Genomic DNA, 12,970 nt, shown 5'->3' on the forward strand with positions numbered 1-12,970 from the left:
GGCCTTACTTAGATGTAAACAATTGATAAACAATGCTTTACTATTAATAGCCAAGCATTAACTGTTACCGCCAAACGCTAAATTTTCGCTTTAGCGTCAGTGGCTTTAGCCCCAGCACTTTTTTTATCAGCAATGTAGCGGTCGACCAGTGTTTCTAAGATATCCAAAGGAACTGCACCATTCTTCAGAACTACATCGTGGAAATCCCTGAGATCGAACTTATCACCTAAGGCCAACTTGGCTTTTTCGCGCAGTTCGAGAATTTTCATCATGCCGACTTTATAAGCCGTCGCTTGACCTGGCATAACGATATAACGCTCAATCTCTGCCGTGACATCACGATCGGACATGCCAGTATTTTTCTTCATATAGTCAATCGCTTGCTCGCGAGTCCAACGGCTATGATGAATACCTGTATCTACCACTAGACGCACAGCGCGGAACAACTCTGCCTGCAGACGACCAATATTATCAAAGGGATCCTTTTGAAAACCGAGCTCCCACGCCAAACGTTCGCTATATAAAGCCCAACCTTCAATGTACGCCGTAAAAGGCGCCATCTTACGAATAAGTGGCATACCTTCTAACTCCATCGCCACCGCAATTTGGAAATGATGCCCAGGGATCCCCTCGTGGTAGGCTAAAGTGCGCATACCGTATTTAGGCGTGGCCTTGATGTCATATAAATTGGCATAGAAACGCCCTGGACGACTACCGTCAATCGCGGGCTGCTGATAATAGGCACCTGGCGCTGTTTTCTCTTTAAACTCAGGAATACGCACCACTTCCATGCCCGCTTCGGGTCGAATACGAAAGGCATCATTGAGTCCCGCATTCACTTCATCAAGAATCGCTTGATAATCGACGAGGATTTGCGCCCTACCCGCATCGCTATCCTCGTAGTAAAACTTAGGATCGGCGGCTAATGCTTCAATCGCGACCGAGAAACCTTGGCCCACATCGTAACCTTCAGCGGCTAATATAGTCATGATTTCATTTTGAATGCGATCTACCTCTGCCAGCCCTTTGGCATGGATTTCATCCGCAGTGTAATTGGTGGTCGTGAAGAACTTCAGCAGTTGCTCATAAGCAAGGTTGCCATTAGGCAGCGCCCAATAACCATCATCCGTCCCAGCTTTGGCTTGTAGCTGGGTAAGGTAGTCGATAAATAATTGATACGCTGGATGCACGTAACCTTTAATGTCCGCTTCCGCCGCTGCCAATAACCGTGCTTGCTCATCGGCACTGATATCCGTGTCAGCCAATTTAGTTTTGAAGGAACTGTAGAGAATATTGTCTTGCACTGGCATCGCGACAAACTCATTCATCTCGGTCAGAACACGCTCAATCACAAACTTTGGCGGGATAATCCCCTTAGCCTCACGAATTTTTAAACCTTCGAGAGTTTGCGCAAACTTAAGTTTCACCTTTTGTAAACGCGACAGATAGTTTTCAGCATCGCCCACAGAATGCACTTGGTGCTGCGCCTGCATAAAGCTTGGATACCCGTTTTGCACGCCAAACAACTGATTCAGCGGATAGTTATGGTAACGATAGGGCTCAGAGACCAATGCGAAATCGGCAAGATATAAGGCTATATCCTTGGATATGCGTTGATTTTCATCTAAATCCGTATCGGAATAGCTCAATAAGGTTTCACGCAGATCTCGCACTTGCGCGAAAGTCTTATCCATCGCCTCTGGACTATCATCATCCAAATCGGCGTTATGGCCTGTAATCCCTACCGATTCTAAGAAACCCAATGAGGTTAAGGTCTCAGGGCTTTCGAAAGCCATCTTGACCACACTGCGGTCTAGAAATGCGCGAAAGAAAAACGGCTTTTTCGCAAACCATTCATGGGCGGCCAGCGCCACTAATAACAGCACTAAGACTAAGCTGCCGAGTCCAATCCGTTTTAGTACTGTTTTCAACGTCATTCTCCATTCTTATTATATTCAATCTAAAGTTATCGCCCTGAATCCATAGCTCAAGCACGTTTTTATTGGATGACGAGAATACCATTAACCACAAATAAGCAACAATTCAATAACGTAACGAATCATGACAGAATCCTTACCTAAGCATACAAGCCGCATTTAAGCCTAATGGAACGGATTAAAAGGTTAATCGCAAGTCAGTCGTGGCAAACATAAAAAATATTCTCACACTAGACAACAATCAAAAATACAATATAAACGATTGAATATTAATAGTTATATCTAATTCCGCACTCAATAAGTCGCAAAAAAGCAGTTTCAATATGAGAGGTATTTAAAAATAAAACTATACAAACCCCTAGAGTATGTTAATCTGCACTCCGGCCTGTGATTCAGACCTATTTATAAGCAATATTATGTATTTGAAAACCTTCGCTACGCCTGTAATATTTTTTTTGCTGTCATGAAGCTTTCCACTCATAACTTATCATCAATGTAAATAATTCTATTTCTGGCTAACATACCGCATAATTGCGAATTATTTGTTTGAAAATTTTGGAGACATTCATGTCTAAAACTACTGGTGTAGTTAAATGGTTTAACGAAGATAAAGGTTTTGGTTTTATTTCTCCTGACAATGGTGGCGCTGACGCATTCGTTCATTTCCGCGCAATCGTTTCAGAAGGCTTTAAAACTCTTGCTGAAGGTCAAAAGGTTTCTTTTGACATCGAACAAGGCCAAAAAGGTCCTCAAGCTGCGAACGTAGTTATTCTGTAATTAGACTTTGTCTAATTTAAGTTAACAAGTTCCAGACAAAAATGCCGACACTATGTCGGCATTTTTATATCTGCATTTTCATCCATCTCAAAAGAGTGACCCTCAGGCCTTTAGCCATGTAGGAGCTTAGCCTCAGCTTTCTCAAGTCGTCGTGGCTTACCCACTATCAGTAAGATATCCCCTGCACGAAAAACCCAGTCCTGCTCAGGATGTTCCACTTCGGCGCCATTGCGACGAATCGCCCTTAACTCTACTTTCAATGTTTCCCACAAAATATCGGCAACGGTTTTACCAATCGCATCAGCCCCACGCGGTAATGCCACCGCATGTAATGACTCTAAAGTAAAATCAGTTTCTGTGCCGGAAAAGAAGCCGTGTAAAAATTGATAATGATTGCGCCGCTCAGATTCTAGTCGTTTTAGGATCCGTGCCAATGGCACACCACATTGGTGTAGTACCTGCGATACTAACATCAAGCTCCCCTCTAAAGACTCAGGGATCACTTGATTAGCTCCTGCCTTTTTAAGCAAGTCTAGATCGCTGTCATCTTTGGTTCTAACTAAAATTTTAGCCTCTGGTGCCAATAACTTACATAAAGGTAAGACTTCTTCTAAACTACGTGACTCACAAAAAGTGATAACGATCATCTTGGCCTGTTTAACGCCCATTTGTTTTAAAATTGCCCGTTTACACACATCACCGAAATAAATAGGTTCGCCCGCACGACGCGCTTCAGTGACACGCGTTGGATCGAGATCCAATACCAGATAAGGTACAGCTTCAGTTTTTAAAAAACGGGCAATGGTTTGTCCTACTCGGCCGTAACCAAAAATCATCACCAGCTCATGATCATCCATCATCAATGGCACAGCTTCATCCACATGCTTTGCCTGACGGATCCCCAGCGCCCACTTAGCAATATCCACACTATGACGAACTAACCAAGGAGCTATTGCCATGGAAAGCACGGCGACCATGACTAATATGGTACTGATCTCATTATTTAAAAGTTGATAGTTGACCGCTAAAGCCAATACCACAAAACTGAACTCCCCCACTTGAGCTAAGCTCATAGCCGTACTCATCGCAATTCGAAAAGGCTCACCTACTAATCTTAAAATGCCATGAATGATCAGCGCCTTACCTAGAACAACCGCCACTAAGATCAGCAGTATCTGCCACCAAAAACGCATCACTAAGGTAAAGTCCAGCATCATGCCAATGGAGATGAAAAACAGCCCCATCAATAGATCGCGAAACGGCCGTATATCCGCCTCAAGTTGGCGGCGATACTGGCTTTCTCCCAGCAGCATACCCGCCATAAATGCCCCCAGCGCCATAGATAATCCTAGCCACTGAGTAAAAGCCCCTGTGACAAGCGCAACGACTAAGGTCGATAATACAAACAGCTCATTGGAGCGAGAACGCGCAACCTCATCAAATATCCGCGGCAACGCCCACTTACCAAACGCCATTAAGAGGAAAAAAGCCAAAATACCTTTAAGCAAGGCAAAGGCGATGTCCGCGACCATCAAAGGTTCGCCGCCATTGGCCAGTAATGGCAATAGGATCAACAGCGGCACAACCGCTAAATCTTGGAATAATAAGACACTGACGGATAGCTCACCATGACGACGACGCAACCATCCCTGTTCATTGAGTAATTTAAGGACGATGGCAGTGGATGATAAGGCAATGGCAGCTCCGATAACTAAGGCTTCGACCCAATTAAGACCACACAACAGGGCCACGCCCATAGTCAATAGGGTCGTTATTACCATCTGTGCACTGCCTAAGCCAAATACGGTACGGCGCATGGCCCACAGCCGCGGCACAGAGAACTCTAAGCCTAAGGTAAACATCAGCAGCACAACGCCAAGCTCGGCAACAGATTGCATTTGATGCTGGGTAAACCAATGAAAACCACTTGGGCCACTCACTACCCCTGTGAGTAAATAAGCCAGAATTGCGGGTAGGCCCAAACGGCGCAGCACAGCAATGGCCACAATGGCAATCACGAGCATAAGTAATACTTGGATTAAAAAGCTATGTTCCATTGGGGCTATGACTCCTGTCAAAATGCTGACGTGTCAAAAAATCTAACGCTGAGTTTTAAGCTTAACTGAATGACTAACAAAGACAAATTTTATTAACAAATATTGCGGCACGGTATTTGCTTAGACTAGGTTAGAGATGTATCGCACTAACATTTGCTGGAGTGATGATTATGGACTTTGGCCTAGCGACCGAGCTGTATCCCGACGAATATCGCTATCAAACAGAACATTATAGTCCCAATGATAATCCATTGGACTTGATACAAGTGATCCAACAACTGCATGCCAGTTTAGATCCTAGGACAGTCTTTGCCTGCTATGGCAAAGTGCTGGGACAACACTTGCCGATCCAAGGCGTGCGCTTAACCTATGGCGAGCACAAATTCAGCTGGGGCAAACGTTATGGTATCAGCGTCAAACGACAGCTCATGTGTGCAGAAATGCCATTAACAATTCAGTACCAACTGGTGACGCCATTTACGCCATCACAAACCTCAAACTTACAGGATATTGAACCGCTGTTATTGCAACCTTTATTAAATGCGTTGCAATATCAAGAAATGTCGATGCAAGCTATGTTTGACTCGCTCACTGGCTTAGGCAATCGCCATTATTACAGTCAGAGTCTCAGTAATGCGACCGCAAGAGCCCATCGAAAACAAGGAGCAGTCGCTCTGATAGTGCTCGATCTTGATAACTTTAAACAACTTAATGATAAATTCGGCCATAAATGTGGTGACTATATTCTGAAGGAATTTGGTGACATCATTCGTGCAACCATACGCAACACAGATCAAGCCTTCCGGATTGGTGGTGATGAATTCGTCATTATTGTCCAAGGCAATATTCATGCGGCAGGCTTGTTATGTGAACGGATTGTCTCGGTAATCAATCAGCACAGTAGTTTCAATCAATTTGGGGTGAGCTGTAGTTTAGGGGCGGCAGAATCACACGATACCATTGAAGCCGAACAACTTTATGAACTCGCCGATAAGGCGCTTTATCAAGCCAAAGCCGCCGGACGTAACTGCTATAAACTCAGCCAAAATCAATTAGTTTAACACGCGCAGGGATGCCAAATGAAATGCGATAACTCACTCGCAGCGCGTACCCCATAAAGGTCTAAATCAAACTGACGCGCTGCGTTCCACTCTCCTCTCGCTTTCCTAGAACACACCAATATTCCAAGATTAACTCTCGACTAGAATTCCTTTGCTTCCTCAACAAACACCTGTAAACCAAGTCCATTCGACTCAACAATAAAGCCCTTTTCAACCCACAGTCCAATTGCTATCACCAGTTGCTCGCCATAAAACACAAACCCCACCTTTTCGCGTACCCAAGGCGGAATAGCAAACTCTTGCCACAGTTTCTTTAATTCTCGCCCCTTACCCCGAGAATGCGGGTGGCAGCGAAATTGTCCCGCAAGTTGATAACGCACACTAACGACTTCATCAGGCCAAGGTAAACGGACTCTGGGACCTTGTTCTGTCACTATCAGCCTAATTTTCTCACCATTCGCTAAGCCCTCTGGCGACACGACTAATTCGGTACTATCTCCCTGTAATAAAGAAATAAAGTCATGCTGTGGTAAGGTCCAACTCACAGGCTGAGTGTGACGTTTGTGAGCTTGATACTTGAATAAATAGACTTGATTAGCAAAGCGACGGATTTCACACTCACCCACTCGAATATGCACTTTAGCATCGTCTTTCGCGTTAAGAAGCTGAGTGATGATTTGCTTAAGCTGCACCTTTGAGGGCAAAGCAAAACCTTGGGATTCAATAAAGCCACGTAAGAGTAACGCTTGCCAGTCGACTGACTGTTCGGCAAAACCATCGAGCTTGAATACACTTTGAGTATGGTAAGGCGCTTGGGTTAACCATAAAGGTAAACGTTCACTCACCTGTAAATCCAGCGTCGCCTGTTGTTCGGCGCACAATGCCGCACTGCGACTCGCGGTTGTCGCAATACTCGGCCAACGCGCTTTTAAGCGGGGAATGATTTCTAAGCGTAAAAAATTTCGATCGTACTTATCGTCTTGATTACTTTCATCTTCGATATGCACTAAGCCTTGCTGTTTTGCGTAGGCTTCAATTTGCTCACGGCTGATATCCAATAACGGCCGCAATTGTTTGCCTTGTGCTAATGCTTGAACTTGTCCCATGGCCGCCAATCCTTTTGGTCCTTGTCCACGTTTCAGCGCCAGTAAGATAGTCTCGAGCTGATCGTCTTCATGGTGAGCTGTCAACAACACATCATTTTCGCTTAAATGCCGTTCAATCGCTTGATAACGGACTTTTCGAGCTTCGGCTTCAAGGCTCAATCTTGGTCCACGATTAACCGCGACTCGCTCAACCGTCACGGGCAGGTCGTAATACTGGCCCCGCTCAAGGCAATGCTGTGCCCAAGCCTCAGCGTTATTGCTTAGGCCATGGTGTACATACACTAGCTGATAATTAAACTCCGGATGTTGCCGTGCAAACTGGCTTAAACCAAAGGCCAAGACTTCGGAATCAACCCCACCACTGTAAGCCAGTACTAACTTGCTGTCAGGCGCTAAGGATTGCGCAGCCAAAAAATCACAGATATGCGCGCTGAGATCGCCAGCAGTCGACGCTTCGTCAAGCTTAACTGACATAAGTTAACTTCATCTGTTTGCACCTAAGACATTCACCAACATTAGAATAAAATTCGCACCTTGTTTGGCCCGAGCAGCGATTCGAGCGAGAGCATCAAGTCATCGGTCGGATTGACTCGCCAAGCATCGGCTAACCTAAACTGACCTTTGGCTTGAGCTTGAGTGTAATTGATCACCACAGGCACAGCGCCGTTACGCCACGGGCTTAGGGCTTGCTCGAAAGTGTCTAACGCCGATGGCGTTAACTCGCTGCCATCCATATCAATTTCCAGCGCCTTGGCAAAGTGGCTGCGCGCCTCACTGATATCGATGATGTTACGCGCCGTCATACGGTTGCCGCCGGCAAAATCATCGTAACTCACCTCACCTTCACAAATGAGGATGCGGTCTTTCTCCAGCAGATGATTAAACTTTTCAAAGGCTTCGGTAAACAACATGATTTCGAGACGTGCGCTCTTATCATCGAGCGTCAACAGACCCATTTTCGAGCCGCGCTTGGTCAGCATCACTCGCGTTGCCACCACTAAACCCGCAGCCTTAGCGGTTTTACCGCGTTCGGTGGGATGCACATCTTTCAAGCGACCGGACGTGTAATGCTTCAGCTCTTTTAAATATTGATTGATCGGATGACCGGTCAAATACAAGCCTAAGGTTTCGCGCTCGCCTTCGAGCCAAATTTTATCTGGCCATGGGGTACATTCGACAAACTGCTGCTTACTGTCTTCGGGTTCACTGTTGAGCAAACCAAACATATCGTGTTGGCCAATCGCCTCGGCTTTGGCATGTTGATCAGCAGCGCGAATCGCTTCGGGCAAGGTTGCCATCATAGACGCACGATGCGGCCCTAGAGTATCGAGTGCGCCCGCGCAGATCAGCTTTTCAATCACGCGCTTATTGAGCTTTTTCAAATCAATACGGGCACAGAAATCGAATAGATCCACGAAGGGGCCATCTTTACGCGCCTCTAAAATCGATTCAACTGGACCTTCACCCACGCCTTTAATGGCGCCAATGCCATAAACGATGCGCAAATCATCATCGACGGTAAATTTGAACAAGCCTTTGTTCACATCCGGAGGAATGAGCGGTAGCCCCATACGCTCACATTCATCGACCAAAGTCACAATTTTATCTGTGTTGTCCATATCGGCCGACATTACCGCCGCCATAAACTGCGAAGGATAATGGGTTTTTAGCCATAAGGTCTGATAAGACACAAGCGCATAGGCGGCTGAGTGAGATTTGTTAAAACCGTAGCCGGCGAACTTTTCCACTAAGTCGAAGATCTTCATCGACAAGTCGCCGTCGACACCGTTATTGATTGCGCCCTCTTTAAAGATACTGCGCTGCTTGGCCATCTCTTCGGGCTTTTTCTTACCCATAGCACGGCGCAACATGTCGGCGCCGCCAAGGGTGTAACCCGATAACACCTGTGCAATCTGCATCACTTGCTCTTGATACAGAATAATGCCGTAGGTCGGTGATAACAGTTCTTTTAAGGATTCATGCTGGTACTGAGAATCGGGATACGATACTTCCTCGCGCCCATGCTTACGCTCGATGAAGTTATCTACCATGCCCGATTGCAAAGGCCCAGGGCGGAACAATGCCACCAGTGCGATCATGTCTTCGAAACAGTCGGGCTGCAGACGTTTAATCAAATCCTTCATACCGCGGGATTCCAACTGGAATACCGCTGTGGTTTCATATTTTTGCAACAAGCGGAAAGATGCAGCATCCGTTAACGGAATCGCTTCGATACGCACAGGTGGGCGACCGTTTTTGACCTCGACCTTGTTCACCATCTCCAGTGCCCAGTCGATGATTGTCAAAGTACGTAAACCCAAAAAGTCGAATTTAACTAAACCTGCGGTTTCGACGTCGTTTTTATCGAATTGTGTTACTGGGTTTTTACCTTCAGCGTCGCAATAGAGCGGCGCAAAATCGGTAATTTTAGTTGGTGCAATCACCACACCACCCGCGTGTTTACCCGCGTTACGCGTCACACCTTCGAGCTTGCGACACATGTCGATCAGATCTTTTACGTCTTCATCGGCATCATAGGATTCTTGCAGGGCTGGCTCGACCTCAAACGCTTTCGCCAGCGTCATCCCAGGTTCTGGTGGAATGAGTTTAGAAATTCGGTCAACGAAGCCATAGGGATGACCCAGCACACGGCCAACGTCACGAATAACCGCTTTTGCCGCCATAGTTCCGAAGGTGATGATTTGCGATACCGCTTCGCGGCCGTACAATTCGGCCACATGGTCGATCACTTCATCACGTCTATCCATGCAAAAGTCGACGTCAAAGTCGGGCATAGAAACCCGCTCAGGGTTGAGGAATCGCTCGAACAGTAAGTCAAATTCCAATGGGTCTAAGTCGGTAATCTTAAGCGCATAGGCCACGAGTGAACCCGCGCCCGAGCCACGACCAGGCCCGACTGGAATACCGTTATCTTTACCCCATTGAATGAACTCCATTACGATCAAGAAGTAACCTGGGAACCCCATCTGGTTGATCACTTTAAGTTCAATGTCGAGGCGCTCATCGTATTCGCCGCGTTTCTCGGCGCGCACCTCAGGATCAGGGAACAAAAACTCGAGCCGCTCTTCAAGACCCTTCTTCGAACAGTCGACCAGAAAGTCTTCGATGGACATATCGCCCGTCGGGAAGTTGGGCAGGAAATATTCGTATAAACGGATCGTTACATTACAGCGTTTAGCGATTTCGACACTGTTCGACAACGCCGCAGGAATGTCGGCGAATAGTTCACACATTTCCTCTTCGCTACGCAAATACTGCTGTTCACTGTATTTTTTAGGTCGACGAGGATCGGCAAGGGTAAAGCCATCGTGAATTGCCACCCGAATTTCATGGGCATCAAAATCTTCGGGTTTAAGAAACACCACCTGATTGGTCGCCACAACAGGGATGCCCTTCTCCTGCGCTAAGGCCACCGCCATATGCAGATAACGCTCTTCATCGGGGCGACCTGTGCGGATAAGTTCGAGGAAATAACGGTCAGTGAAATGGGTCTGATAAAAGTCGCATAAAGATTCGACTTGTGTGCAATTGCCCTTGAGCAGTGCCTTACCCAGATCGCCTTCTTTGGCGCCCGATAACAGCAAAATGCCTTCGTTATAAGTGAGTAACCACTCTTGGTCTATCACTACACGGCCGGCCACTTGGCCACGCAAATAGGCTTGACTGATGATTTGGGTCAGATTCTGATAACCGACATTGTTCATCGCAATGATGGTTAAGGCGCATAATTCACCTTCAAATCCAGGCACTTGCATCCAAAAATCGGCACCAATAATCGGCTTAATCCCCGCACCATGGCAACCACTGTAAAACTTCACCAAACCACAAAAGTTATTTTGGTCAGTCAAGGCGACCGCGGCCATTCCCTGCGCTTCCACCTGCGCCAAAATAGGCTTGACCTTGGCCACGCCATCGGTCATAGAGAAGTCACTGTGGACACGAAGATGCACAAAACGAGGATCGGACATAATTAGGATTATCTTTGAATAGCAGGTTAACAATAACTAGAAAGCAGACTAACAAAGTCACGCAGCCAGAGCCAGTGACTTTGCTGGATAACGGGAACTTATACCCAAACAACCTGAAACTCGTATCTTCAGGTGGCTTGGGAGCACAACTTACAGTCCCAGTAATGCCTTGACGGGTTTAAAACTTTTACGATATTGGTCAAATACCCCATGTTCGGCGATGGCCTCAAAATGCGCCTTAGTCGGATAGCCCTTATGCTTAGCAAAACCGTATTGCGGATAAGCAGCATCGAGCACATCCATCTCACGATCCCGCGTCACTTTGGCGATAATCGATGCGGCACTAATACTGGCAATTAAACCATCACCTTTAATGATGCTGTGACTGGTAAGCGAGACGCCATTATGGGCAACAAATGCCGGACTGCGATTGCCATCGACTAACACCAACGCAGGCGCAATCTTAAGCCCTGCAACCGCGCGCTGCATTGCCAACATAGTGGCATGCAAGATATTAAGCGTATCGATTTCAGCAGGACTTGCGCGGCCCACGTGATAACACAGGGCTTTTTCACAAATCTCATCAAACAAAGCTTCGCGGCGCTTCTCACTGAGTTTCTTGGAATCATTCAGACCACTGATGGGCTTGTTTGGATCTAAAATCACAGCCGCAGTCACCACATCACCAACTAAAGGCCCACGGCCGACTTCATCCACACCAGCAATCAAACCCGTCGAAAAGGTCAGCAAATCGGCGTCAGTTAAACTTTTAAAAGTTGCCACTAGTTAGCCTCCTGCGTTTTAGCATGACTTGGTTTAGACTCAACCAGTGCCATTACCGCTTCAGCGGCTTTTAAGCTCGCATCACGGCGTAACACTTGGTGCAGGGCATCAAACTCAGCTTTGAGCGGCGTAAAATCTCGATTTAACTCGACTGTGACCGCCGCAGCTATTTTCTCTGGCGTGCAATCTTCTTGAATGAGCTCAGGGACGAGATCTTTTCCAGCCAGTAGATTCGGTAACGAGAAACGCTCGACCTGCATCATGCGCTTAGCAATCCAATAGGTCATAGGGCTAACACGATAAGCCACCACCATTGGACGCTTAACCAACATGGCTTCTAACGTCGCGGTGCCTGATGCTAATAAAATGCCATCGGCAGCCGCCATGACTTCGCGCGACTGACCTTCGACCATATGAATTTCGAGATCCGGAGCAAAATCCTTCAGCGCTTGCTCAAATTGCTCACGGCGTTTTTGATTGACCAGTGGCGTAACAAAACGTATATCAGGGAAGTTCTGTTTAATCAGTAAAGCCGCCTTCACGAAAGGCTCAGCCAGTTGCTTTAACTCGCCACCACGGGATCCCGGTAGAATCGCTAAATATTCTGCATCGGCATCGAGTTCAAGTAACTGGCGCGCCGCCGCTTTATCGCTTCGCAACGGAATATCATCCGCTAAGGTATGACCCACAAAGGTACAAGGTACTTGATGCTTGTCATAAAAAGCTTTCTCAAATGGCAATAGCGACAACACCATATGGGTCGCCTTCGCGATTTTGAATATACGTTTGGGGCGCCATGCCCACACGGATGGGCTCACATAATGAACGGTTTTAATACCGCACGCTTTGAGTTTAAGCTCGAGGCCTATATTAAAATCCGGTGCATCTATACCAATAAAACAATCGGGCTTAAGCGTGGTGATCTCTTTAATCAAGGATGACCGCACTTTTAATAAGCGAGGTAGACGGGATAACACTTCAACGATTCCCATCACTGCGAGTTCTTCCATCGCAAACAGGGATTTGAAGCCGAGGGCTTCCATGCGGGGTCCACCGATACCGACAAAGCGCGCATCGGGATGGGTCTTTTGCAGCGCAGCCATTAAACCTGCACCTAAAATATCGCCTGAGAGTTCTCCGGCAACCATGGCAAACACTAATGGAGTTTTATTGCTCATAAACCAATCACGTCTCATGAATTAATGGCATTGGATGAAGAGGTAAACCGCACCTAAAATGCATCGTTCCAAGCCTACACTT

8 protein-coding genes are annotated in these 12,970 nt (G+C 46.8%); 2 read left to right on the forward strand and 6 right to left on the reverse strand.

Features of this window, described 5'->3' with window-relative positions:
• Window positions 1–77 precede the first annotated feature (77 nt).
• Window positions 78–1,937 carry a DUF885 domain-containing protein gene (locus L5M49_RS15615; protein WP_263266379.1) on the reverse strand — a complete coding sequence of 620 codons (1,860 nt, stop codon included), beginning with the start codon at window positions 1,935–1,937 and terminating at the stop codon, window positions 78–80.
• 567 nt (window positions 1,938–2,504) lie between these two features.
• On the opposite strand from L5M49_RS15615, the gene L5M49_RS15620 reads away from it, so the two are divergent.
• Window positions 2,505–2,714, forward strand: coding sequence for a cold-shock protein (locus L5M49_RS15620; protein WP_006080998.1), 210 nt, complete (start codon window positions 2,505–2,507; stop codon window positions 2,712–2,714).
• Window positions 2,715–2,824: 110 nt separating this feature from the next.
• Here L5M49_RS15620 and L5M49_RS15625 read toward each other — a convergent pair whose 3' ends face one another.
• On the reverse strand, window positions 2,825–4,771 hold the full coding sequence (locus L5M49_RS15625; protein WP_212600036.1) for a monovalent cation:proton antiporter family protein: 1,947 nt from the start codon (window positions 4,769–4,771) through the stop codon (window positions 2,825–2,827).
• A gap of 170 nt (window positions 4,772–4,941) precedes the next feature.
• Between L5M49_RS15625 and L5M49_RS15630 the strand changes: the two genes are divergently transcribed.
• Entirely contained in the window at window positions 4,942–5,832 is an 891-nt protein-coding gene (locus L5M49_RS15630; RefSeq protein WP_263266380.1) for a GGDEF domain-containing protein, read from the forward strand.
• Window positions 5,833–5,972: 140 nt separating this feature from the next.
• Here the strand turns inward: L5M49_RS15630 and tilS are convergent, their stop codons facing one another.
• The 4 genes from tilS to lpxB form a co-directional block, all read right to left on the reverse strand.
• Window positions 5,973–7,412, reverse strand: a complete 1,440-nt coding sequence (gene tilS, locus L5M49_RS15635; protein ID WP_263266381.1) for a tRNA lysidine(34) synthetase TilS — start codon at window positions 7,410–7,412, stop codon at window positions 5,973–5,975.
• A 41-nt stretch (window positions 7,413–7,453) separates the two neighbouring features.
• Window positions 7,454–10,927: a DNA polymerase III subunit alpha gene (dnaE, locus tag L5M49_RS15640; RefSeq protein ID WP_263266382.1), complete on the reverse strand. Its 3,474-nt coding sequence runs from the start codon at window positions 10,925–10,927 to the stop codon at window positions 7,454–7,456.
• 150 nt (window positions 10,928–11,077) lie between these two features.
• Window positions 11,078–11,710: a ribonuclease HII gene (rnhB, locus tag L5M49_RS15645; protein ID WP_219250183.1), complete on the reverse strand. Its 633-nt coding sequence runs from the start codon at window positions 11,708–11,710 to the stop codon at window positions 11,078–11,080.
• A complete protein-coding gene (lpxB, locus tag L5M49_RS15650) occupies window positions 11,710–12,888 on the reverse strand; it encodes a lipid-A-disaccharide synthase (RefSeq protein ID WP_263266383.1) in 1,179 nt (392 codons plus the stop codon). Before lpxB ends, rnhB begins: the two co-directional genes overlap by 1 nt.
• Window positions 12,889–12,970: the final 82 nt, after the last annotated feature.

Origin of the sequence: Shewanella sp. SM74, from assembly GCF_025653725.1 — a bacterium.
GTDB classification, from domain to species: Bacteria; Pseudomonadota; Gammaproteobacteria; order Enterobacterales; family Shewanellaceae; genus Shewanella; species Shewanella oncorhynchi.

What these genes read in the sequence shown, in the direction of transcription:
- L5M49_RS15615 (WP_263266379.1), bottom strand. Translation starts at nt 1,937, where the DNA reads ATGACGTTGAAAACAGTACTAAAACGGATTGGACTCGGCAGCTTAGTC.
- L5M49_RS15620 (WP_006080998.1), top strand. Translation starts at nt 2,505, where the DNA reads ATGTCTAAAACTACTGGTGTAGTTAAATGGTTTAACGAAGATAAAGGT.
- L5M49_RS15625 (WP_212600036.1), bottom strand. Translation starts at nt 4,771, where the DNA reads ATGGAACATAGCTTTTTAATCCAAGTATTACTTATGCTCGTGATTGCC.
- L5M49_RS15630 (WP_263266380.1), top strand. Translation starts at nt 4,942, where the DNA reads ATGGACTTTGGCCTAGCGACCGAGCTGTATCCCGACGAATATCGCTAT.
- tilS (WP_263266381.1), bottom strand. Translation starts at nt 7,412, where the DNA reads ATGTCAGTTAAGCTTGACGAAGCGTCGACTGCTGGCGATCTCAGCGCG.
- dnaE (WP_263266382.1), bottom strand. Translation starts at nt 10,927, where the DNA reads ATGTCCGATCCTCGTTTTGTGCATCTTCGTGTCCACAGTGACTTCTCT.
- lpxB (WP_263266383.1), bottom strand. Translation starts at nt 12,888, where the DNA reads ATGAGCAATAAAACTCCATTAGTGTTTGCCATGGTTGCCGGAGAACTC.